This window comes from Aliiglaciecola lipolytica E3 (genome assembly GCF_000314975.1).
GTDB classification, from domain to species: Bacteria; Pseudomonadota; Gammaproteobacteria; order Enterobacterales; family Alteromonadaceae; genus Aliiglaciecola; species Aliiglaciecola lipolytica.
Genome location: NZ_BAEN01000035.1, coordinates 188,514 through 213,871, shown reverse-complemented (window position 1 = coordinate 213,871; position 25,358 = coordinate 188,514). Strand labels below are relative to the sequence as shown.

19 protein-coding genes are annotated in these 25,358 nt (G+C 40.5%); 4 read left to right on the top strand and 15 right to left on the bottom strand.

The genetic code is table 11. The features are described from left to right. Positions 1-62: 62 nt before the first annotated feature. The 10 genes from GLIP_RS08060 to sdhC form a co-directional block, all read right to left on the bottom strand. The gene (locus tag GLIP_RS08060; RefSeq protein WP_008844115.1) at positions 63-3,155 is read right to left on the bottom strand and encodes a TonB-dependent receptor; all 3,093 of its coding nucleotides are present in this window, start codon (positions 3,153-3,155) and stop codon (positions 63-65) included. 426 nt (positions 3,156-3,581) lie between these two features. Continuing rightward, positions 3,582-5,075, bottom strand: a complete 1,494-nt coding sequence (locus GLIP_RS08055; RefSeq protein WP_040522341.1) for a tryptophan halogenase family protein — start codon at positions 5,073-5,075, stop codon at positions 3,582-3,584. A gap of 171 nt (positions 5,076-5,246) precedes the next feature. Continuing rightward, entirely contained in the window at positions 5,247-6,119 is an 873-nt protein-coding gene (gene sucD / locus GLIP_RS08050) for a succinate--CoA ligase subunit alpha (protein WP_008844113.1), read from the bottom strand. Then, positions 6,119-7,285 (bottom strand): ADP-forming succinate--CoA ligase subunit beta, encoded by a 1,167-nt coding sequence (sucC, locus tag GLIP_RS08045; protein ID WP_008844112.1) that lies wholly within the window; start codon positions 7,283-7,285, stop codon positions 6,119-6,121. The genes sucD and sucC overlap by 1 nt, the downstream gene beginning before the upstream one ends. Before the next feature lie 134 nt (positions 7,286-7,419). Then, entirely contained in the window at positions 7,420-8,907 is a 1,488-nt protein-coding gene (gene odhB, locus GLIP_RS08040; protein WP_008844111.1) for a 2-oxoglutarate dehydrogenase complex dihydrolipoyllysine-residue succinyltransferase, read from the bottom strand. A 12-nt stretch (positions 8,908-8,919) separates the two neighbouring features. Continuing rightward, a complete protein-coding gene (sucA, locus tag GLIP_RS08035) occupies positions 8,920-11,742 on the bottom strand; it encodes a 2-oxoglutarate dehydrogenase E1 component (RefSeq protein ID WP_008844110.1) in 2,823 nt (940 codons plus the stop codon). A 174-nt stretch (positions 11,743-11,916) separates the two neighbouring features. Further along, positions 11,917-12,627 carry a succinate dehydrogenase iron-sulfur subunit gene (locus GLIP_RS08030; RefSeq protein ID WP_008844109.1) on the bottom strand — a complete coding sequence of 237 codons (711 nt, stop codon included), beginning with the start codon at positions 12,625-12,627 and terminating at the stop codon, positions 11,917-11,919. Between the two features lie 14 nt (positions 12,628-12,641). Beyond that, positions 12,642-14,411 (bottom strand): succinate dehydrogenase flavoprotein subunit, encoded by a 1,770-nt coding sequence (sdhA, locus tag GLIP_RS08025; RefSeq protein WP_008844108.1) that lies wholly within the window; start codon positions 14,409-14,411, stop codon positions 12,642-12,644. Then, a complete protein-coding gene (sdhD, locus tag GLIP_RS08020; protein WP_008844107.1) occupies positions 14,408-14,758 on the bottom strand; it encodes a succinate dehydrogenase, hydrophobic membrane anchor protein in 351 nt (116 codons plus the stop codon). Before sdhD ends, sdhA begins: the two co-directional genes overlap by 4 nt. After that, positions 14,752-15,126, bottom strand: coding sequence for a succinate dehydrogenase, cytochrome b556 subunit (gene sdhC, locus GLIP_RS08015; RefSeq protein WP_008844106.1), 375 nt, complete (start codon positions 15,124-15,126; stop codon positions 14,752-14,754). The genes sdhD and sdhC overlap by 7 nt, the downstream gene beginning before the upstream one ends. Positions 15,127-15,524: 398 nt before the next feature. Here sdhC and gltA point away from each other — a divergent pair, with 398 nt between their 5' ends. Then, positions 15,525-16,805: a citrate synthase gene (gene gltA / locus GLIP_RS08010; RefSeq protein WP_008844105.1), complete on the top strand. Its 1,281-nt coding sequence runs from the start codon at positions 15,525-15,527 to the stop codon at positions 16,803-16,805. A 136-nt stretch (positions 16,806-16,941) separates the two neighbouring features. Then, positions 16,942-17,364: a DUF3429 domain-containing protein gene (locus GLIP_RS08005; protein ID WP_040522339.1), complete on the top strand. Its 423-nt coding sequence runs from the start codon at positions 16,942-16,944 to the stop codon at positions 17,362-17,364. Between the two features lie 96 nt (positions 17,365-17,460). On the opposite strand, the gene GLIP_RS08000 is transcribed toward GLIP_RS08005, so the two are convergent. After that, on the bottom strand, positions 17,461-18,912 hold the full coding sequence (locus GLIP_RS08000) for a phosphohexomutase domain-containing protein (RefSeq protein WP_008844103.1): 1,452 nt from the start codon (positions 18,910-18,912) through the stop codon (positions 17,461-17,463). 13 nt (positions 18,913-18,925) lie between these two features. Continuing rightward, positions 18,926-20,344, bottom strand: coding sequence for a mannose-1-phosphate guanylyltransferase/mannose-6-phosphate isomerase (locus tag GLIP_RS07995; protein ID WP_008844102.1), 1,419 nt, complete (start codon positions 20,342-20,344; stop codon positions 18,926-18,928). Between the two features lie 311 nt (positions 20,345-20,655). Between GLIP_RS07995 and tcdA the strand changes: the two genes are divergently transcribed. Beyond that, a complete protein-coding gene (gene tcdA, locus GLIP_RS07990; protein WP_008844101.1) occupies positions 20,656-21,432 on the top strand; it encodes a tRNA cyclic N6-threonylcarbamoyladenosine(37) synthase TcdA in 777 nt (258 codons plus the stop codon). 29 nt (positions 21,433-21,461) lie between these two features. Here the strand turns inward: tcdA and GLIP_RS07985 are convergent, their stop codons facing one another. Continuing rightward, positions 21,462-22,097 (bottom strand): hypothetical protein, encoded by a 636-nt coding sequence (locus tag GLIP_RS07985; protein WP_008844100.1) that lies wholly within the window; start codon positions 22,095-22,097, stop codon positions 21,462-21,464. A gap of 175 nt (positions 22,098-22,272) precedes the next feature. Here GLIP_RS07985 and GLIP_RS07980 point away from each other — a divergent pair, with 175 nt between their 5' ends. After that, the gene (locus GLIP_RS07980; RefSeq protein ID WP_008844099.1) at positions 22,273-22,686 is read left to right on the top strand and encodes a hypothetical protein; all 414 of its coding nucleotides are present in this window, start codon (positions 22,273-22,275) and stop codon (positions 22,684-22,686) included. A gap of 14 nt (positions 22,687-22,700) precedes the next feature. On the opposite strand, the gene GLIP_RS07975 is transcribed toward GLIP_RS07980, so the two are convergent. Beyond that, entirely contained in the window at positions 22,701-23,177 is a 477-nt protein-coding gene (locus GLIP_RS07975) for a DUF2919 domain-containing protein (RefSeq protein ID WP_040522337.1), read from the bottom strand. Positions 23,178-23,229: 52 nt separating this feature from the next. Further along, on the bottom strand, positions 23,230-25,020 hold the full coding sequence (locus GLIP_RS07970) for a GGDEF domain-containing protein (RefSeq protein ID WP_008844097.1): 1,791 nt from the start codon (positions 25,018-25,020) through the stop codon (positions 23,230-23,232). Positions 25,021-25,358 lie beyond the last annotated feature (338 nt).

The window sequence follows — 25,358 nt, the reverse complement described above, 5'->3', positions numbered from 1 at the left end:
TAAATACTCCAATGTTATTTTTTCTTGAGAGCGACGATTCGTTGTAAAAAAATTCATTATTTTCATAGCGAGTACGTCACCCCAAGGAAGTATTGGGTTCCAAAGTATTGAATTGTGCCCGTTTGAGATTCGCGACCAAAATAGCTCTTGGTAGGCGCATCGGTCAGGTTATTAATCTGAAACAACACACCTAAATTGTCGTTAATGTCATAAGACGCTTGATAATCAATAATCATCTCGTCATCAAAGTTAACGATCTGTTCATTAACCGCCACTTGTTTAGACACAAACGCATCTCGCCAACGCACATTGACACGGGTTTCAAAATCTTCGTATTCCCAGAAAAGCGTACCGTTGATAACGGTTTCAGATAAACCAGGTAATTGTTGTGGAACACTTGTTCCGCCCAAATTCGTCTGGAATTGAATTTCACTTTCGGTATATGAATAACTGGCACTTACGCCCAAACCATCCCAAGGAGCAGGTAAAAAGCTATAGACTTGGGTATAAGCCAACTCTATCCCGCGAATGTAACCACCTTCGCGATTGTTTACTGCGGTTGTGTAAGGTCCATTCGTAGTAGGAACAGTGATAAATAACGGATCTCCGTTATCGTCTGTTGCCTGAACAGCTTCTGCACCAGGATCATCAGAATCTAGGAACACAGGCACATCTATTGAAGATGGAGTCTGGAAGCCGTTACCAGCAAAATCAAATGGATCGATAGTAAAATCATTTATAAACGATTTGATATCTTTATAGAAAAGCGCAACAACTATCGCTCCATCAGTTTCATCAAAATAACGTTCGTAAGAAATATCATATTGATTAGCATAAAACGGGCGTAAATATGGACTGTTGGTTGAACTACCCGACAATTCAGCTTCTCGGTCGACAGTTATCTCTCCAGAGTCTGGATTCATAGTGGCATTGACGTCAGCAACGCGCACATTTGAATTCGCAAACAACCGGTTAATTGGTGGTCTACCCATAACTTTAGCCGCAGCAAAACGTAATTGGTCTTGGTCGGTTAACTTAAAGTTTAAGTTTAAAGAAGGTAGATAATCAGTGTATTTATCCACTAACAGTTCTGGACGGAAAAAGTTGTTGATTAATCCAGCGTCGTCAGTAATCAACTGCGCTCCTAGTTCAGGATCTCCCATTATCACTTCTACCACGGTGGTTTCACCTGTTTCAGGATCAACGCCTTCGACTTCTACGGTTCGACTTACATCTTGTAAAAATGTAGACGCTTGCTCTGTTTCCACACGACGTACACCAATATTACCGGTAATAGGTAAACCGCCAATTTCAGTGTCGATATTTGCCATAATATAAGCAGACAACACTTTTTCGTAAACTTCGCCACTTTCTAATACAGACCAAGCGGTATTAGTCGTGCCACCAGGACTATTAACTACACCCGGGTGACCTGCTCCCCAAGTCTGTACTGGTTGTGGTGTTCCTTCTGGAAACCAAGCAGATAAAGCGCTATCAAGATCAATTGATAAATAACTTGGGAAATAACCGAAATCACCTTCCCAGTTAACTACTGATGCCATTTGATCGTTTAAAGCCAGAGGCGGTTGACTGGACGAAAATGAAGAATCGCTACCATATTCAAACACTGAACGATCATTTGAGTATTCGCGGTCTGAATAACGTACGCCAAATTCAAATGAAGAAATAAATGGGTTATCTACTTCGTATTTCAAATCAAGGCGATAAGCAAATAATTCATCCTCATTTTCAAAAGGATAAATGCCGTACTTAGTCACATAAACATTGTTTATATCCGAAAAATCGTCGAATTGGCTAAATCCGATATCCGGTAAGTCTAAGCCATTTAATAAATAGGATACTGACACATCAGTATCAAAACGCGGTGTACCGTTTTCATCTTCCGCACCAACTAGCGACCAAAGCAATCCATTTCTAAATTCACTCTTGGCTTTAGAGTAGGAAAAATCAGCCTTGATGCTTAACATATCTGTCGCTTGCCAATCGGCATTGATACCAAAATTCTGAATTTCATCAAAATCTTGGTTATCATCATTAACCAGTTCAACTCGCGTAAACGAGTCTGGTCCACGACTGAATGTTCCGCCAATGACAGTGTTATTATCTACCACTGGATTTGAGATAACTGCAGTGCCCGGTTCTAATTTAACCCGAAAGCCCCTAGCAAACTCTTTTGAATCAAAGCGAGAGTAAAACGCATCTGTTTTCAATACGAAATTATCGGTAGGTGCCCACTCGAGTGCAGCCATGTAACCGTCTCGAGTTTCTTCCCCGCCTTTGTGCTGCATTTCGAAGCCTTCGCTGACGAATTCACACTCAATACATTGCTGGTCTTTTGGAACATCAGAGGTCGGATCGTAGTTGTCTTCATCCCCTTCAAGGAAGTCTACGTCTCTTTCGGTATTGTAAGCTAAACCAATAAACTGAGTAGATACACTGGGTTGAAACAAACGTGCATAACCTAGTGCTAAGCCCAACGTATCATCTAGCATTTTAGTTTGAAATGAGAAGCTTATACGATGTCCGTATTCTTCCGCATCTGACACTTCACCCGCTCGATCGTTGTACATTCCGCGAACATTCATATTGAATTTATAGTCTTCGGAAATAGATAGCGGGCTGGCCGTTTGGAGTTCAACCGTACCGGCAACACCACCTTCAATCAAAGATGCTTTAGGTGATTTATAGACCGCCGCGGAAGAAATCAATTCAGAGGGATATTGATCAAACTCAATTGAACGAGATCCACTTGTGGAAACTTGTTCTCTACCGTTAAGTGTTGAAAATACGAAGTCTCCGGATAAACCACGAATGTTAATTTCCGCTGCTTGTCCACCGGTTCTTACTGCGGATATACCGGGTAGTCGTGTCAATGCATCTGCCATTGAAACGTCTGGTAAACCGCCTAAGTCATCAGCAGATAATTGTTCAGAGACTGTATCGCTGAAACGTTTTTGATTAAGGGATTTAATTAAACTGGTTCTAAATCCTTTAACCTCGATTTTTTCAATTTGATCTTTAGCGGTTTCAGTCTGCTCTTCGGCAGTTTCTTGTGCATAGGAATTTGTTCCTATTAACGCCATCCCACTTGCCAAAAAGGCAGCTGTGATCAAACTGGGTCTGAATTTTTTCATGTGTATGTCCCGTTCCCGTTTGTAGTTTTAATTTGGAAATCTTATCGGTAACCCTTCCTTTGATAACCAACAATACAAAAAATTAACGATCATCCAATGTTACATCTGTGTTAACACTTCACTCAATGCTGTGCATACGTATTCAAAGCAAGGTTTAACGAAATATTAGAAAGAAAAGACAAAAATACATAATTCATGGCAGTCCATGTTTACATATATAGCGTAATCATTAGAACAAGGTAATTAAACGAGGAGTTAGGTTATATAGCTGCAATCTTGTCGTTGCGAATACGTGGGCCGACAACAAACCAATAACAACATAATTTACAAATGGCTTACAAGTATCACTATCATAACCGTTGAAATGTTATTAAGTTGTTACCCACAGAACTGAAGATTAGAGCGTGCAATAGTCAAAAATACCGGTTACGACTGTAACCTTTGTAGATTAATTTTGTGGCTAGAAAAGTTTAATCCGCAGCGTCGGTTAAACTCTGCGATACCTTGTTCTTTATATAAATCTCCGGTACCAGGCTGCTTTTCAGCAAGAGGCGGAAAGGCACCATAGCCGGCTAACAGACAATGCCAAGACAAACTATCGAAATGGTGATTAATTTGTTGACGGTGAATTTCTGCATTTAGATCGTTACGTTGATACCAACAATTTAGCAATTGAATTAGCGAATCAGATAAATGTTCGTTGTTACGATTAGCACGCCAGTATTCGCTATCGTCACGCGTATTCAATTTATAATGCGCGACAATATAATCCCGTACCTTTTCAAACCTTTCACTTATCAAGCGATTAAATGACTGTTGATGTTGATTACTGAATTGGCCTTTTTCGAACTCAGTAATGAACATTTCTATGCAGACTTGCACAAGATGCAGTGCCGTTGCCTCCAACGGTTCAATAAATCCTTGTGACAAGCCGAGACCTAAACAGTTTTTATGCCAATGCTTTTCCAACTGCCCTACTCGCATTTTTAAATGACGACCAGACTCGGCACTTTCTTGTAAACCTAAATGCTGACGTAATTCGATTTCCGCTTCTTCTGGACTGATAAAGTCAGAGCTATATACATAACCGTTACCATAGCGATTGGTTAACGGAATTTTCCATGCCCAGCCATTTGACAGTGCCGTGGATGTGGTTTCTACCGGAATATTTTCATCGTGCATTGGCGTTGGCATAACAACAGCAGCATCGTTAAATAAGTTTTGATTAAAGTTAGTAAATGACACGCCTAATGTTTTTTGCATCAACACGCTTGCAAAACCAGTGCAATCGACAAAAAAATCACCGTGAATACTATCCCCATTACTCGCAACTAATGATGCAATTTCACCATTATTGTGAGTAATGACATCCTGTATTTTTACTTGCTGGTGCTCTACTCCTAACGTTTTAGCATGCTCGCTCAAAAACGAACCTAAGAGATGAGAGTCAAAGTGATATCCGTATTCCATCGTAAAAGGAAAGTTTTCTGTCGCGATGGGTCCTTTACCTTGCGCTGCCAAAAGTCCGTTTATAAAAAAGTCTTCAGGGGTTACGTGAGTATCTAATCCTAGCCTACGAGTTTGGCAATTTACCAAGAACGACTTTTGCGTAAAAGTATCTGTTTGACAGCTAAAAGGATGACTGTAGTGCTCAATCCCCGACCTTGGACTCCAACCAGCAAAACGAATATTCGTTTTATAAGTCGCGTTGCAACGAGGCATCCAACTGGATTCAGGTATATTTAAAATGTTAAAAAAACGTTTTAGTGTAGGAGTAGATCCCTCGCCCACACCAACAATCCCAATTTCTGGAGACTCAACTAAGGTGATTTTAATCCCTTTGTTTGACCACTGATTAGCAAACAAATTAGCCGCCATCCAGCCAGCGGTGCCACCACCTAAAATAACAATATGCTTAATAACAAGTTCTCCTTGGTAAACTTCACTGACCTAACCGCTAAAAAGATACGCAAATAAGATTAGAATTCAATAACAAATGATAAGATTATTAAAGCGTTTTGCAGAAGTTAAATTAGCTTGCATAAAAAAACCCGCCTTTCGGCGGGTTTAATCTAGTAATAACTAAACGAATTACCAACCAGTAATTTCGCGTAATCCTTTACCGATATCAGCTAGTGAACGAACTGTTTTAACACCTGCATCTTCAAGTGCTTTGAACTTCTCATCCGCAGTTCCTTTACCGCCGGCGATAATCGCACCAGCGTGACCCATGCGCTTACCTGGAGGAGCAGTAACACCTGCAATATAAGACACAACAGGCTTAGTCACGTTAGCTTTGATAAATTCTGCCGCTTCTTCTTCTGCAGAACCACCAATTTCACCGATCATGACAATCGCTTCAGTTTCAGGATCGTCTTGGAACAAACGCAAGATATCAATGAAGTTTGAGCCAGGGATTGGATCACCACCAATACCAACACAAGTAGATTGACCAAAACCTTCATCTGTAGTTTGTTTAACCGCTTCGTAGGTTAATGTACCTGAGCGAGAAACAATACCAACTTTACCAGGCTTATGAATATGACCAGGCATGATTCCGATTTTACACTCACCCGGAGTGATAACACCTGGGCAGTTTGGACCAATCATACGAACGCCTTTCACATTCAAGTATTCTTTAACAAACAACATGTCGATTGTTGGAATACCTTCAGTGATACAAATGATAAGTTCAATTCCCGCATCAGCGGCTTCAACAATTGAATCTTTACAAAATGCTGCAGGTACATAAATGACAGAAGCAGTTGCTCCTGTTGCTTCAACAGCTTCACGTACTGTGTTAAATACAGGCAAATCTAAGTGAGTAGTACCACCTTTACCAGGTGTAACACCGCCCACCATTTGCGTACCATAGGCAATGGCTTGTTCAGAGTGGAAAGTACCTTGACCACCAGTAAAACCTTGGCAGATAACTTTGGTATGCTTATTAATTAATACAGACATTATTTGCCCTCCGCAGCTTTAACAACTTGCTGAGCAGCATCAGTCAGACTGCTTGCAGCTATGATATCTAGGCCAGAAGCAGCTAATACTTCACGTCCTAATTCAGCGTTTGTACCTTCAAGACGCACAACAACAGGTACGTTTACACCGACTTCTTTAACTGCGCCGATAATACCTTCCGCGATCATGTCACAACGTACAATTCCACCAAAAATATTAACTAAAACTGCACTAACGTTACTGTCAGAAAGGATGATTTTGAATGCTTCTGCTACGCGTTCTTTAGTTGCACCGCCACCAACGTCTAGGAAGTTAGCTGGTTTACCACCATGCAGGTTAACTATATCCATAGTTCCCATTGCAAGACCGGCACCGTTAACCATACAACCTACGTTACCGTCTAGAGCAACATAGTTCAGTTCCCACTTAGCCGCTTCTGCTTCACGAGCATCATCTTGAGATGGATCGTGCATCGCTTTTACTTTAGGTTGACGATATGCCGCGTTACCATCGATAGCAACTTTAGCATCAAGACAATGAATATCACCGTCTTCTTTGATTACTAGAGGATTGATTTCGATAAGAGCGATATCAAGGTCAACAAACATTTTTGCTAAACCTAAGAATATTTGCGTGAATTGTTTAATTTGCACGCCTTTAAGGCCCAATTTAAACGCCATTTCACGAGCTTGGTAAGGCTGTGCGCCTACGATAGGATCAATTTCTGCTTTTAAAATCTTTTCAGGTGTTTCTTCAGCAACAGTTTCAATCTCAACGCCACCTTCTGTAGACGCCATGAAAACGATACGGCGAGAAGTACGATCTACAACAGCACCCAAATAAAGCTCATCAGCAATATCAGTACAAGATTCTACTAAAATCTTACTTACTGGTTGGCCATTTTCGTCGGTTTGGAAAGTAACTAAGTTTTTACCTAACCATTTTTCAGCGAAAGCTTTAATTTCATCTTTAGATTTAACTAATTTAACACCGCCGGCTTTACCTCGACCACCTGCGTGTACTTGGCATTTAACCACCCACTCGCTTCCGCCAATTTTATCAGCCGCTGCTGCAGCTTCTTCTGGAGAATCTGTAGCAAACCCTTCAGACACTGGCAAGCCATATTCTTTGAATAATTGCTTGCCTTGATATTCATGCAAATTCATGGTGTTTCTATCCGTTTAATTTAATTTAAAAGCCGCATTTTTTAGCGACTTGATTTAAGGTGCCGATAAGATATCGACATTCGAATAGGTGATAACCTGAGCTATCACCTATCAATTCGATTTAGACCTAGGAATTACACATCTAATAATAAACGTGTTGGGTCTTCTAGCATTTCTTTTACTGTGACCAAGAAGCCAACAGATTCTTTACCATCGACTATGCGGTGATCATAAGACAATGCTAAATACATCATAGGTAAAATTTCTACCTTTCCATTGACCGCCATAGGACGATCTTGGATTTTGTGCATACCGAGAATTGCACTTTGCGGAGGATTAATGATTGGCGTTGACAACAACGAACCAAAAACACCACCATTGGTAATCGTGAAATTACCACCTTGTAAGTCATCCATGGCTAACTTTCCATCGCGACCTTTCAATGCTAGAGATTTAATACCACTTTCAATCCCAGCCATACCCAACGCATCACAATCTCTCAAAACAGGTGTAACTAATCCACGAGGAGTAGATACCGCAATAGAGATATCGAAGTAGTTGTGATAAACGATGTCATCGCCATCGATAGACGCATTTACTTCTGGGAAACGTTTTAAGGCTTCAGTCACAGCTTTTACATAAAACGACATGAAACCTAAACGGATACCATGACGTTTTTCGAAGCTTTCTTGATATTGCTTGCGCAAATCCATTATTGGCTTCATGTTGATTTCATTAAATGTGGTCAACATCGCCGTCGAGTTTTTGGCTTCTAGCAAACGCGTTGCAATGGTTTTACGTAAACGTGTCATAGGTACACGTTTTTCAGTACGCTCACCCACTAGAGCCGCAGGTGCTTCAGGCGCTTCTTTAGAAGCAGGCTTAGCGTCACCACCTTTAAGGTGTTTTTCAACATCTTCTTTGGTGATTCTTCCGCCTTTACCAGAACCTTTAATATTCGCAGCATCAACGCCTTTTTCAGCTAATAAGCGTCTTACTGAAGGGCTCAGAGCGTCATTTTCATCCGCTGAATCTGTATCAGAAGCTTCTTTTTCTGCCGGTGCAGCAGCGCCTGCGCCTTCTGAAAAATTAGCGATAACTTGTTCAGCTGTTACCGTATCACCTTCTTGAGCCAACAGTTCACTAATCGAACCATCAGCAGGTGCAACGACTTCTAACACAACTTTGTCAGTTTCGATGTCCACTAGATTCTGATCCCGAGAAACGGCTTCTCCAGGTTGTACGTGCCATGTTGCGATTGTTGCGTCAGCTACCGATTCTGGCAGCACAGGAACTTTAATTTCCACTGATTTACCCTTTGTACTTGAAGTAGATGGTTGACTAGGTGCTTTGGTAGCGGTTTCTTTGCTACTACTTGCGCCATCGCCTTGTTCTAATTTTGCGATTATTTGTTCACCAAGGACTGTATCACCCTCAGCATCCATAATTTCTGTAATTGTACCTTCTTCAGGTGATACAACTTCTAACACTACTTTATCAGTTTCGATATCAACAAGATTTTGATCTCGACTGACTTTGTCACCAACTTTGACATGCCATGTGGCAATCGAAGCATCTGCTACTGATTCTGGTAGCACCGGTACTTTAATTTCTATTGTCATACTGGTTCCTAATTATAGAGTGAGTGCATCATCAACCAGCGCTTTTTGCTGCTGATTGTGAACTGCGTTATAACCAACTGCAGGAGAAGCAGATGCAGTTCTACCCGCATAGGTTAGTTTTGCGCCATCTGGAATCGATCCCCAGAAATGATGCTGGCTACAATACCAAGCGCCCTGATTTTGAGGCTCTTCCTGACACCATACCCAATCTTTTACATGTTTATATTTATTAGTAATGTTTGCGGCCATTTCCTCATGTGGGAACGGATACAATTGTTCAATTCTAATAATAGCAATGTCAGATTGTTCATTTTTACGACGTTGTTCTAGCAAATCGTAGTACACTTTACCTGAACACATAATAACGCGTTTAACATCTTCGCTCTTAATATCATCGATTTCATCAATCACATTATGGAAGATACCGTCAGTTAATTCATCAAAACTTGATATTGCTAAAGGATGACGAAGTAATGATTTAGGCGACATTACGATTAGCGGTTTACGCATTGGACGTATAGCCTGACGTCTAATCATATTGTAAACCTGTGCCGGAGTAGACGGCACACATACTTGCCAATTATGATCTGCACACAACTGCAAGAAACGCTCTAATCTGGCTGAACTGTGCTCAGGACCTTGTCCTTCATAACCATGTGGAAGTAACAAGGTTAAACCACATAAACGCCCCCATTTTGCTTCACCAGAACTTAAAAATTGGTCAATTACAACTTGCGCGCCGTTAGCGAAATCACCAAATTGCGCTTCCCAAATCGTCAAAGTACCGGGCTCTGCTGTTGCATAACCAAATTCAAATGCTACCACTGCGGCTTCAGACAACACCGAGTCGTAAATTTCCATTCTCCCTTGGTTTTCACTGACGTGTTGTAACGGCATATACTCCGCACCATCAGATTGACTATGTAAAACCGCATGGCGATGGAAAAAGGTACCACGTCCGGAATCTTGACCGGTCAGGCGAATACTCGTTCCTCTAGATACAATATCAGCATAGGCTAGGTTCTCTGCCATCCCCCAATCCAGTAGTTTTTCTTCTGCAAGCATCGCTTCGCGATCGCCGTAGAGCTTTTTAACTCGCGATTGCAGTTTCACGCTTTCAGGGTAATTAACAATTGAGCGCCCAAGCTCGATTAGCTTATCTTTCTCAATCGTGCCGTCATATTCAGCATCCCAATCATGACCAAGATAAGGTGTCCAATCTACAGAATGTTCTGTCATAGGACGCCACTCTGGCACCACACAAGCGCCATGGTCTAAGGCTGCTCGATATTCACTCACCAATTTTTCGATTTCGTGAGCATCGATTGTCCCTTCTGCGGTAAGTTGGTCAGCATATATAAGACGAGGCACCGGATGTTTTTTAATTTTCTGATACATCAGTGGCTGAGTTGCATTTGGCTCGTCAGCTTCATTGTGACCATGACGTCTGTAGCAGACTAGATCAATCATAACATCGCGTTTGAAAGTGTTGCGGTAATCAAGTGCTAGTTTGGTTACAAATAGTACTGCTTCAGGATCGTCAGCATTGACGTGGAAAATAGGCGCCTGAACCATTTTTGCGATATCAGTACAATATTGTGTCGAACGGGTATCTTCGGTTTTTGAAGTAGTGAAACCAACTTGGTTGTTGATAACGATGCGAACCGTCCCACCTACTTGGAAACCGCGTGTCTGAGACATATTAAATGTCTCTTGCACAACACCTTGACCAGCAATAGCAGAATCACCATGAATGGTAATAGGCAATACTGCTGAACCATCACTACAATTTCTACGGTCTAATCGCGCTCTAACCGAACCAATGACCACAGGGTTTACAATTTCTAAATGTGAAGGGTTAAATGCCAACGCCAAATGTACGTTACCACCACCAGTCGCGAAGTCAGAAGAGAAACCAGCGTGATATTTCACATCACCTGCACCTAATGATTCATCGTGTTTTCCTGAGAATTCATCAAACAACACTGACGGGTTTTTACCTAACACGTTAACCAGAACATTTAATCGTCCACGGTGAGCCATACCGATAACCACTTCTTTGGCACCGCTCTCACCTGCATGATTAATAAGCCCTTTGAGCATAGGCACGAGCGAGTCACCACCTTCTAATGAAAATCGTTTAGCGCCAGGGAATTTAGAGCCTAGGTATTTTTCCATACCATCAGCTGCGACTAACCCTTTAAGAATGTGTATTTTCTCTTCTCGGCTAATCTCAGGTTTTGCCTGAACTGATTCAATACGTTGTTGCAACCAACGCTTTTGTTCAGTATCAGTAATATGCATATATTCTGACCCAATAGAACCACAATATGTTCTATTAAGTGAAGTAAACAGATCTTTCAAGGTCATCGTTTCTTGACCGATTGCATAAGATCCCACATTAAAATGGGTATCAAAATCTTTTTCAGTCAAATTATGATGTGATAACTCTAAATCGCGAACTCGTGGTTGTTTCCACAAATCTAACGGATCAAGATTTGCGTGCTGATGCCCCCTAAAACGGTACGCATTAATCAGCTGAAGAACTTTAACCTGCTTATCATCGCTAGTTGATGTTTTTGAAGGAGCATTACTTGTTGCTCTTGCTGCAGGACCTAAAGCAGCTAAGGCTTTAAATTGTTCTCTTATTGTTGAATGACTGGTATCTAATTCAACACCATCAACTTTGGGAAGACCTTCAAAGATACTTCGCCATTGATCTGACACATTATTGGGGTCTTCCAAAAATGCTTCGTAGAGTTCTTCTATGTAAGCAGCGTTGCCGCCAGCCATGTGAGAAGAGTCCCACCATGCTTTCATCACGCTTTGTTGCATTATTGTCCCTTTAAAAAGTAAGGCTCACAACCGGATATCTAGTGTAAATAAATATCCAAATATTAAATGTAATAAACCCGAAGGTTTGATTTTTTAAGCAAAAAAGCCATCCCGCAGAGGATGGCTATTTAGACTTGCTGTCACGAATAACACCACTGGTGTTATATGACTAAACTAAACAGCCCGCTGCAACAACATCGACTTTATCTGGCCGATGGCTTTAGTTGGGTTAAGTCCTTTCGGGCAAACGCTGACACAATTCATAATTCCGTGACAACGAAACACGCTAAATGCGTCGTCAAGGTCATTAAGTCTAGCATCAGTTGCTGTATCACGACTATCTATCAAAAAACGATAGGCATGTAGTAAACCAGCAGGACCAACAAACTTGTCTGGATTCCACCAAAATGATGGACAAGATGTTGAACAACAAGCACACAGAATACATTCGTACAAACCGTCAAGCTTAGCGCGCTCTTCTGGTGATTGAAGGTGTTCCCGTGCTGGAGGATGTTTATCATCGTTGATTAAGAACGGTTTGATCTTTTCATACTGAGTATAAAACTGGCTCATATCAACGACCAAGTCGCGTACAACCGGTAGCCCTGGCAACGGTCTAACCACTATCTTGCCTTTTCCTAATGCAGAAAGAGGTGTGATACAGGCTAGTCCATTTTTACCATTCATGTTTACGCCGTCAGAGCCGCAAACACCTTCACGACACGAACGACGGAATGACAACGTTGGATCTTGCTCTTTAAGGGCTATTAGTGCATCAAGCACCATCATATCTTGCCCTTCTTCTACTTCCAGCGCGTAATCTTGCATACGTGGCGCGTTATCAACATCCGGGTTGTAACGATAAATTGAGAAATTAAGTTTCATTTTCGTTACTCCAATTAATAAGTTCTAGCTTTAGGTGGAAACGCTTCGCGTAATTTTGGTGTCATATTTACATCACGTTTAATCATTGACTCTGACTCAGGTAAATAAACAGAGTGACATAACCACTGTGAATCATCACGGTCTGGGAAATCGAAACGACTGTGTGCGCCGCGACTTTCGGTTCTAAAGTTTGCAGCTACTGCTGTGCTGTAAGCTGTTTCCATTAGATTGTCTAACTCTAAACATTCGATTCGTTGTGTATTGAAATCGCTGCTCTTGTCATCTAAACGAGCATACTTCAATCTTTCTCTGATTTCTTTCAATTCAGACAGACCTTCGGCCATAGCATCGCCTTCACGGAATACAGAGAAATTAAGTTGCATACATTTTTGCAAATCTTTCTTAATTTGAACTGGGTCTTCACCCTTTCCAACATCCGAGCTTTCCCAACGATTAAATCTGACCAAAGCTTCGTCAACATCAGTTTTAGATGCTTCTTTGGATTCAATTTTATCTATCGCTTCACCAAGGTGTAGGCCTGTCGCACGACCAAATACAACTAAGTCTAACAGTGAGTTTCCACCAAGACGGTTTGCACCATGAACAGATACGCACGCAATTTCACCACATGCGAATAATCCACCGATCGGCTTTTCATTACCATCTTTATCGATGCTAATCGCTTGACCGTCTACATTAGTAGGAATACCGCCCATCATATAGTGACAGGTTGGAATAACAGGAATAGGTTCTTTTACTGGATCAACGTGAGCAAATGTACGCGACAGTTCAAGAATCCCAGGTAATCTAGACTCTAAAACATCTTTACCAAGATGGTCTAGTTTCAATTTAATGTGTGTTCCCCAAGGACCTTCACAACCACGACCTTCACGAATTTCAGTCATCATTGAACGGGCTACCACATCACGACCAGCCAAATCTTTAGCATTAGGAGCGTAACGTTCCATGAAGCGTTCACCATCTTTATTTAAAAGATAGCCACCTTCACCACGACACCCTTCAGTTACTAGGGTACCGGCGCCTGCAATACCTGTTGGATGGAATTGCCACATTTCCATATCTTGTACTGGTGCTCCAGCACGCAATGCCATACCAACACCGTCACCAGTATTAATATGCGCATTAGTAGTAGATGCATAAATTCGCCCTGCACCACCAGTAGCAAGTACAACAGCTTTAGATTTAAAGTAAACGACTTCACCGCTTTCAATGTCTATTGCGGTACATCCGACCACATCACCATCTTGATTTTTTACCAAATCAAGCGCGTACCATTCACTAAACACTTTGGTTTTATTTTTAACATTTTGTTGATACAACAAATGCAATAAAGCATGACCTGTACGGTCAGCAGCCGCAGCAGTACGCGCGCCTTGTTCACCACCAAAATTTTGCGATTGGCCACCAAATGGACGTTGATAAATTTTTCCATTTTCAAATCGAGAGAATGGTAATCCCATATTTTCCATTTCAATAATGGCTTCGGGACCCGTTTTACACATATATTCGATTGCGTCTTGGTCACCGATATAATCGGAACCTTTGACCGTATCGTACATGTGCCATTCCCAATTATCTTCATGTGCATTACCCAATGCTACAGTGATGCCACCTTGTGCAGAAACTGTATGCGAGCGTGTTGGAAACACTTTTGATAGTAACGCACAGGATTTGCCAGATTGAGAAATTTGTAGCGCTGCTCGCATTCCTGCACCGCCAGCGCCAATTACCACCGCGTCGAACTCATGAACCGGAATACTCACTTCACACCCCACAATACAAACAAACCAACCACAACATAAACAAATGCAATAATATTCAATACATATTGAATCGTTGCTCTTAAACCTGGCGCTTTAACGTAGTCAGTTAAAACTTGCCAAAGACCAATTTTCACATGGTACATAATCGCTACCAAGGTAATGAAGGTAAAGACCTTCATAAATATACCTGAAAACAGTGATACCCAGACGTCATAGGTTATTACTGGAGTCGCAATAAAAAAGTACGCCATGTAAAAAGAAAACAGTGTGATGATAAGCGCTGTTGCGCGCAGAGTAACAAAGTCTTGAACTCCATTACGTTTTAAACTTGCCTGTTCAGTTACCACAATATGACTCCTATAACGATAGTTGCCAGTATCCATAAGCCGATAGTTGCTTGCGCACTGACGTTACCTGATTGAATTTCTTCCCAATGTCCCATGTCCATTATCACATGGCGAATTCCGCCAAGAATATGATAAGTCAGTGCCGATAAGGTACCGATTGCTACAAACTTACCAAGTGGTCCTGCCATGACTTCTTTAACCGTATTAAAGCCATCCAGAGATGATACGGAAACAGCCCAAGCCCAGATCACGAAGATAAGAGCAAAGAACATGGCTACACCGGTTATTCGATGTAAAATAGAAACTATAGCGGAAGGTGGAAAACTAATCGTATTGAGTTGCAGATTGACTGGTCTTTGTTTTTTCACTTTATGTGCCTGTAATCATCGTTGAGGTTTGACGCATTTATTTATAGTCATTTTGTTGTATAGTGCATAAACGAAAACTGAGGTGGAAAGCTAACTTGTTAATAAATAGTTAATTAATCTTTAAACCTTTAACAAGTAAGCGTTTTTTCATTTAGTGGCACAAAGTATATCCAGCGTTTTGATTAATTACAATTTTTGTATTCGATTAAAAAACAGATAATTCGTAGTTTTCATTTTTACCATGTATCCTAAAATACCGAATATGAATAAATATTAAACGTCCTTGCATTAAAATTGACTTGCACCAACTTTATAAGTACAAATAGCACACTTTTTTTTCATGGCTGTTTACAATTTAAACGTAACAGCTAACGAACTTAGTCTGAGGAGAACATCTTATGGCAGAAAAGACAGCCATTTTGAAGGTAGGCGACAAAGAAGTAGAACTTCCGATTTTATCGGGCTCTGCTGGGAACGACGTAATAGATGTTCGAGCGTTAGGCTCAAGCGGTTATTTCACTTTTGACCCTGGTTTTATGGCTACCGGTTCTTGCGAATCTTCCATCACGTTCATTGATGGCGCTAAAGGCGTATTGTTGCACAGAGGGTATTCGATAGAAGATTTGGCACGAGACGCCGATTATATCGAAGTCTGTTACATGCTACTGCACAATAAAACTCCAACGTCTGAAGAGTACGCAGATTTTAAAAATACCATCACTCGTCACACCTTAGTACATGACCAACTGACCAATTTCTTTAGAGGCTTCCGCAGAGATGCGCACCCAATGGCCATGCTATGTGGAACGGTAGGGGCATTGTCTAGCTTCTATCATGACGACCTAGATATTTCTGATCCTGAACAACGCTTACGTAGCGCCTATAGATTGGTAGCTAAAATGCCAACGTTGGTTGCGATGTGTTACAAATACAACGTTGGCCAACCGTTTGTTTATCCGCGAAATGATCTAAGTTATGCAGAAAACTTCTTAAATATGATGTTCTCTGTGCCTGCTGAAGACTACGAAATAAGCCCAGCGGTAGCTAGAGCTATGGACCGTATCTTTACTTTACATGCGGATCACGAACAAAATGCGTCAACTTCAACAGTTAGATTAGCCGGCTCTTCAGGTGCTAATCCTTATGCATGTATCGCTGCTGGCGTTGCGTCATTGTGGGGACCTGCTCACGGTGGTGCAAACGAAGCCTGTCTGAACATGTTGGAAGAAATTGGTAGCGTTGACCGTATTCCTGAATTTATTGCCCGTGCAAAAGACAAAAACGACCCATTTAGATTGATGGGATTCGGTCATCGTGTATATAAAAATCACGACCCACGAGCGACAGTAATGCGCGAAAGTTGCCACGAGGTACTTGAGGAAATGAATATCGATGATCCATTGCTAAATGTAGCAATGGAACTGGAAAAAATTGCCTTAAACGACCCGTATTTTGCTGAAAAGAAACTGTTTCCAAATGTAGATTTCTATTCAGGAATTATTCTTAAAGCAATAGGCATCCCAACTAACATGTTTACCTGTATTTTTGCGTTGGCAAGAACGGTAGGTTGGATTTCTCACTGGCATGAAATGCTTAGTCAGCCAGGTCAGAAAATTGGACGTCCTCGTCAATTGTATACCGGTGAAACCTTGAGAAAATACACACCAATTAAGAAATAACAAAATTGTGTTGTACAAAAATAGCGCCTATTGGCGCTATTTTTTTAACTTAATTTGATTGAAAACAGTTTAAAGGCTGTCGCTAACACAGCAAATTTTTACAGCGCGATAACCCAAACCACCGTAAGTGAGCAAAATGCTTAAATTTCACGCCAGATTATTAGGATACATAGGTTTAATGCCTTTTATCATGTTGCCGTTTTTGATGTTATGGGAAACCGTTTCATACTTTGAGGGGATTAGTTTTTTTATTCAATATTCCGCCATTATCTTATCTTTTTTAGGCGGGGTTTTATGGTTTGATGGGATACACAATAACCGAACGCCGCTGTTCTTATATTTATCAATGATACCTTTACTAACAGCTTGGTTAGGTGTCATTTGGCTACCCCCGCTACTATCACTGATTATATTGGCAGCAGCGTTTATTGTGCTTATTGTGTATGAATTTACTCTGTCATCGTTAGCGATTTGGTATCGCTCACTTAGAATAAGGTTAACTGCAATCACAATTGGCTGCCATTTAATGATTATTTGGCTCATTTGTTCGACAAATTAACAGCAAACGCGCCCATTTAGCCAAAAAAATAGCCCATATTAGGGCTATTTTTCTGTTTTTTTATTCACATGTGAAACTAAAAAAGGAGGCTTGATGCTATTTTGCGCGAATAACCTCAAGCAACTCTTCAGTTTTTTGCTCCATGAGTGCAATATCACCCGAAGATTCAACATTTAATCGAATAACCGGCTCTGTATTTGACTTACGTAAGTTAAAACGCCAGTTACCAAACTCTAAGCCGACACCATCAGTATCGTCAACAACTTCAGCAAATGGCTGATACTTTGCAATCACTCTTTCTAACGCCGCATCTGCATCTTCTAACACACTATTGATTTCACCTGAGGATGGAAACGCCGCAATACGTTGTTTTACTAGCTCAGAAAGCGCTTGATCGCTTGTACAAAGTAGCTCAGCAACCAACAACCAAGGGATCATGCCGGAATCACAATAAGCAAAATCGCGGAAATAATGATGAGCACTCATTTCGCCACCGTAAACCGCATCTTCTTTGCGCATTCTTTCTTTGATGAAAGCATGCCCGGTTTTACTCTTAATTGGCGTTCCACCTGCCGTTTTTACGATGTCTTCAGTATTCCAGTAAACTCGTGGATCATAAATTATTTTGCTATCAGCATCTTTGTCTAGAAATGCTTTCGCTAACAAACCAACGATGTAATAACCTTCGACAAATTCACCTTTTTCATCAAACATAAAACAACGATCGAAATCACCGTCCCATGCTATGCCCATATCGGCCTTATTGGCAATCACGGCATCGGCAGTATCTGCTCGACTTTCAGGTAGCAACGGATTAGGAATACCATTTGGAAAATCACCATCAGGTTGGTGATGAACTTTGATAAATTCAATCGGCACATTTAACGCTTTAAAACGTTCCTCAATATTATCAAGTGCATCACCTGCAGCGCCATTTCCTGCATTTACCACAAGTTTTAACGGTTTAATGTTATTTAACTCAATGTAAGAAAGCATATGATCAACATAGTCTTGCATACAGGACTTTTGACTGTATTTTTCTGACTCAGCCAACTTTTGAGAAGTTACGCTACCCTTCCCTTTCAAAAACGCCTCATCTGTGGCCCTTTCTTCCGAGTAATGAGCTAATCGCTGATCGACAATTTCTTGTTCATAACACTCAGCAAGATCTTTAATCGCAAATAATCCGGTATCGCCACTAATTGGACGAGACTCGCTTTTCACTAATTTCATCCCATTATAATCAATCGGATTATGACTAGCTGTTACTTCAATACCGCCATCTACGCCTAAATGTTTTGTGGCAAAATAAATTTCTTCTGTGCCTGTCATACCTAAATCGATAACGTTGGCTCCGCCATCAATTAATCCAGCACTTAGGGCAAGTTTAAGTGGCGCTGACGTATGACGAACATCGCCACCCACTACGACATTTTCGGCATTTAAAAATTCAGCGTATGCGCGTCCGATACGATACGCGACATTTTCATCTAATTGCTCGAGTAACTTGCCGCGAATATCGTACGCTTTAAAACAGCTAATTTGCATTATACGTCCTTAATTATTTCTCAATTCGTCCATATCTATCTGAAAAACGAACGATATCATCTTCGCCTAAATAGCTTCCTGACTGTACTTCAATAAGCTCCAAAGGAACTTTGCCTGGATTTTCTAAGGCATGCACAATACCAATAGGAATATAGGTTGATTCATTTTCTGTTACTAAGAATGTTTCATCGCCATTTGTGACTTTTGCTGTACCAGACACCACTATCCAATGCTCCGCTCGATGATGATGCATTTGAACTGATAGTTTTTCACCTGGATTGACAGTAATTCGTTTGACTTGGAATCTTTCGCCATTATCAATTGAATCGTAACTACCCCATGGACGATACACTTCTCGATGGAACTCAAACTCAGGTCGGTGTTGCGCTTTAAGTTCATTCACCACTTTTTTGATATCTTGAACTTTATGCTTGTTCGCCACCAAGATAGCATCTTTAGTTTCTACCACAACCACATCATCTAATCCCACAACAGCAATTAAACGTTGCTCTGAATTCACATAGCTATTCGTTGTGTTGGTAAGCATTACATCGCCTACACATACATTGCCTGATTCATCTTTGTTGTCAGACGTTTCCCAAAGAGACGACCAGCTACCTACATCATTCCAGCCTGCGTCTAATGGCACCATAGCGGCATCATCTGTTTTTTCCATAACTGCATAATCAACTGAATCATCTGGGCAGGTCGCAAATATTTCCGCATCAACTCTAACAAAATCTAAATCTTTGCTTTCGGTCGAAATCGCTTCTTTACACACCTTAAGCATCTCAGGCGCAAATTTTTCCAGCTCCTGCAAATAACGACTTGCTTTAAACATAAACATGCCGCTATTCCAGAAATAGTCGCCATTGGCAACGTATTTTTCAGCCGTTTCCAGATCAGGCTTTTCAACGAATTGGGATACGGCAAATCCAGTTTCGGCGTGATTGAGCTGCTCACCTCGACGAATATAACCGTAGCCAGTATGAGGGCTATCGGGAACTATCCCAAATGTGACTAGTTTACCCTGCTCCGCTAAAGCATTAGCATGCTGGATTGCTTTGTGAAATGCTTTGTTGTCTTTTATAAGATGATCTGCAGCTAAGACCAAAAGCACAGGATCTTCGCCTTCGGTATGCGCTTGCAATGCAGCTAAGGCAATAGCCGGTGCCGTGTTACGGCCAACAGGTTCAAGTAAGATCCCACCATGTTTTCTACCTTGTTGACGCAATTGTTCGGCAACTAAAAACCGATGAGCTTCATTACATATGTAAATCGCTGGCTCAGACTGTAATCCATCCAGTCTACCGATTGTATTTTGCAACATGGTGTTCTCATCTGTTAACGCCAAAAATTGCTTAGGCAGTGCCGCTCGAGATTTCGGCCACAATCTGCTACCAGACCCGCCTGCTAGTACAACTGGTTTCATGTATTTTTCCTTTTTTATATTTTAATGACTTTACCGACAGATCAAATCCTTGTAAGGATGCTTACAGGTCCGATCAGAACTGGCAATCACACGTTCCACAAATATACCTGACTGCATGCTATAAAAGCTAAGCGTAGTAATCAACAACTGAATACGTATTAAGTAATATTCAGTAATTCAGGCTAAAAAAATCGACATTAATTAACCTCTTATTCGCATTTTATTAACCATTGAACATGTCATAAATTAGCAATATTTTGGGTTATTGATATACTGCGCGCCAGACAATAAATCCCGAAAAAAATTAGGCTATGGCTGAACAAAAATCCCGCTTTGGCGGCACACAAAGACTTTATGGAGTGGACGAAACAAAACGCTTAAATACAGCGCACTTTTGTGTGGTCGGCATAGGCGGAGTTGGCACTTGGGCAGCAGAGGCACTTGCCCGTACAGCGATCGGCAATATTACGCTTATTGACTTGGATGACATCTGTACTACAAATACCAATCGACAAATACACGCCATGACAGACACTGTGGGACAAGCGAAAGTCGACGTAATGGCGCAGCGTATCAAACTCATCAATCCGGATTGCAATGTACATTGCATTGAAGATTTTGTAACGCCAGAAAATTTAGACCAATACATACACGATGGATTTCATTATGTTATTGACGCTATCGATAGTGTTCCCGCTAAAGCGGCTTTAATCGCCCATTGCAAACGCAAAAAAATAAAAATAATCACTACAGGTGGTGCGGGTGGGCAAATTGATCCAAGCAAAATTACCATCGCCGATTTAAGCAAAACTATTCAAGATCCCTTAGCCGCAAAACTAAGAAATCAACTCCGGCGTTTTCATGGGTTTAGTCAAAACCCCAAAAGAAGGTTTGCAGTGGATTGTGTATACTCAACAGAGCAATTGCGTTATCCACAATTTGATGGCAGTGTCGCATGTCAAAAACCTGCTTCTCAGCAAAGTAGTAAGTTGGATTGTAATACCGGTTTTGGCGCTTCAGTATCGGTAACTGCGTGTTTTGGTTTTTTTGCAGCCTCTAGAGCTATTAATAAATTTTTAAATAAGTGAATATTGCAGAGAAACCAGATTAGCTAGGCTTATTCGTTATTTTGACGATACTGTTTAATGTCAAGCAATATGGCAATCACCAACCAAATAGACACAAGAATGAGCATTAACCAGGTGCTTTCTGCAACTTGCATTATCTCCTCACTCAGTAAAGCAGTAGCGGTTATTAGCGCTAAGTAATAGGGTAAATTGAGTAGTCCAGCTAGCCAAATCACTGAAACCGACCTGCTGTTTGCGCCTTGATTAAACATATAAAAGGCTAATGAGTTGATGTGAATCATTGCTAGCAATAAGCTTCCCACCCTAACTTTTTTATTCTTATCGTGTTGTTTTGCAGTCAACTTTCCTAGGTAAAAATTGATTAGTGAGCCGGTTGTAGCGGCAAACACCATTGCAACAGTTAACCACAGGATGTCTTCAGAGGTTGGGTTTGACAATACGACCAAAACCACAGCAAAAAATTGTCCCGGAAAATAGAACCCTATGTAAATAACTGATTCAAGTAAAATAATGCAAAAAATCAGTACAAAAAAGTAATCACCAAATCCTGCTTTTAAGTTCTCAAGAATGCTTATTCCGGGCGGAAGAATTGCATAGTGTACTAGCACTGAAATCAAACTCAGAGCGAACAGCGCGGTAGCAGGTAACATAGAATAATATTTCATATAAACTCTACGTTGTGAATTTGATGAAAGATCAAATAACCAGTAATTAACTTACAATTACAGAGACTTTTGCATTTTTCCCTATGCTTCATCAGCTTAGAAAATTAGACAAACTAGAATTAAGTCGCCACAATCTAATTAATCCGTGAAAAAAATAGATACTAAAGGAAATGCCATGCGCATGACACAAGATGAACTCGACCAATTAATGGCTGACAGTGCCCAAAATGCTATTGAAACAACCTTGGATGAATTCAAGCTTGAATTAGATGGTTCTGTGGAAAGTATTGCATTAGTCGATGATGTTATTTTAGCTTGGATAGATAAATACAAAGATCAGGCTTTAGAAAACGATGCTGTATTTACCATATCCAATATATATGGCGCTTATTTAGGCGAAATATTTAAACAACTAGTTGGCGGTAACTGGCGTTATGATGAATCCGATAAAGATGCACCCTATGTGGTAATGGAATATTCTGGAAAGTCTTATGCGTTTGCCGGTATCTGTTACCAAAGAATGGTTAACGATAGTCAAATTAGTGTGCAAAATTATTTTCAACAGGCTGTAAGCAATAGCGTTCAATAATAAGCTCTAGGTTTTTAGGGCTGTTTATCAGCCCAGTCAGCAATCATGTAACGTAAATGTCGACTTTTTAGAACCCAGTAGAAAATAACAAAATCAAATAAAATTAAAATGGCGGTTGCCCACGAAAAGCGCCAATGCTGGCCTATCAAAATTTGTGATTGATGGAATAAATCTAATAACACAGTTAAAACCAAACAAGGTTTGATTAACCAGCGCAAAAACTGCCACGAACTATCCCACCATTTTTCACGGTATGCGACGAGTGTAATTGCTAATAATGCTCCTGCGCCTATCCCAAAACCTATATACAATTCAGATTGTCGCGGATAAAAAATTTCTAACAACCCATCAGCATCTCGAAAATTACTTAACGACAAAACAAAAATCACGTAGCTTTTGGCTAAAAATAGACAACACCACCAAAAAAAACGCGGCGGTTTAATCCGTCCGGCTTCATCGTAATGATTAAGTGGCAATAGTAATTTTGCCACGTTAAAAACTTGTCTGAAAATAATGATTGTCTACTGCAGATAACCACATAAGTTAGTCGTTCTCGCTCCGGATGCCCAAAGACAATTGCATGTCGTCTAGTACCTCGTCTAAATCGTCAAATGTGCCACTGGCGATATAAATACTCATACTGGAACGAATACTTACTTGTTGACCTTGCTGTTTACCCAAAATGGTATTTTCCAATGCAAAACGCATACGTTCAAAGAATGATTTTGCAGAATCTTCCTCAATATCAGTTAAACAGACAATAAACTGCTCAGGTGCGAACCGTCCTAGAATATCGCGATCACGCGTTACCTGACTCAGCGTCGATGAAATTTGCTGCAAAGCCAAATCACTGTTAGTTGCTCCAATTTGTCGGTTCACATCACGGAAGTTTCCTAAGTCAAATAATGCTAAAGCGTTTGTACGCCCTAGAGAGGGTTCAGGCACTTGACGGATTTTATTTAATGCTGTTTTGCTATTTAATAAATTCGTGACTGAATCATAAGAAAGGCTATTCAGGTATTTGCGACGTACCCAATAATACAATATCCCTAATGTTAAAATCGTAATAACGATTATTAACATAATTATATTGGTACGGTTGCTTTTGGATTCGAGAAGACTGGATTCCAAACTTAGTATTTGACTGTGTAAATTTGCCACGCCAAGAACTTTACCAGAAGCCTGTTGTTCTATGGCTTTATTTATCATTACATCAGCGAAAGCATCAAATGCAACTTCGGCATTATCAACATCCCCTAAAAACAAATAAATTTGCACAATAAACTTCAAATAGTCCTTATTTCGATTGACTAGCAGCTTATAGCCCTCACTGGTATTTTCTTCTTCAGCTAAAAACTGTCGTAAACAAATCGCATCTTGTTCTGCATAACACACGACCGCGCTGTACCAACGATATAAACTGCTGTAGGTGGAGCTATTCATCTCGTCAAGATAGATTTTCCATTTCGCCAGACTATTACGAAGCTGTTCAATATTACCCGTTCGGTAGTGAAAGCCTGCTTCAGCAAAATATAGCCATACATTAGATAACGCCGTATCTACAGAACTATTTACCTTTTTAAATTCTTGAATTGCTTGCTCTGCCTTTTCAAAGTCACCAGCGGCCATATGTGAAGAAATAACACTAATCAAAGTAGCCAATAAGTTAGAGCTAGTATAATGATTCAAACCTAACTCATAAGATTTCTGAAATTGTTCGGCAGCCAAAACTTGTTGACCAAGTGAACCGTAAAGCAAGCCAATATTGTTGTGAATATGAGCAAGCGCTGCTTGATCATTTTGCAAAGCATACTTTTCAAGTAAAGCGTACATTTTTCCGAGTTTAACGCCTTCGTCGACGTCAGCATTACATACTGTAATCAAACCTAACTGGGCACTCAAACTAATATCTTTATATTTATTTTCTGCCAGCTTTTCGGCGCGTTTGTACAATGTGCACCTTTCTAAATTTTCCTGCACATCGTAAATAAATCCTAACTGATACGTTGCTGAAGCGAAGTATTCCAATTGTTCGTCAACTTCATTACTGCCCAAAACCTCAATTAATGTCTGTTTTGCATCTTCATGATTACCCATGCAAATTTGCCAATGTGTTTTCATTACCGTTAATTGCAAACGTTGGGTTTGATTAATAGAAGATTTGTTTAAATGGAGATCTATAGCGACGTTTGCATCGTCGCGGGGACAATCATAGGTTTTAACTTTTGAAGATTGAATAAATTTAGCGACTTGTTCATCTTCTTCAGCAAACACTGCCGAAGTGTTTAGCAACATAAAACTGAATGACAAAAAGTGGAGCAGCTTAATATTCAATGGCGCTTCCACCTATTAGAGATTTAGAAAGGGATTTACACATGTTTCAATTATTCTTATTTCATTCATTGGTGAATGATTATTTGTATGAAATCAATAGTGCCAGTGTAAATCTTTCTACTTTCACGCACAAGATAGAAAAATTTAGGTTAGACAATAAGCCACGCTTTAAATACTACAATTCCGTTAAGATAATAAAAGTCAGGCGTCCCCCTCTTACTTAAGATGCTATCACGCCACCGGACATTCCTGTATAATCTCACGAATCAGTCAACTAGCAAGCAGCGGCTTTTAACATGCCCGGAGTATGTTACAAGCAAGCTAACAATCGAATTTAT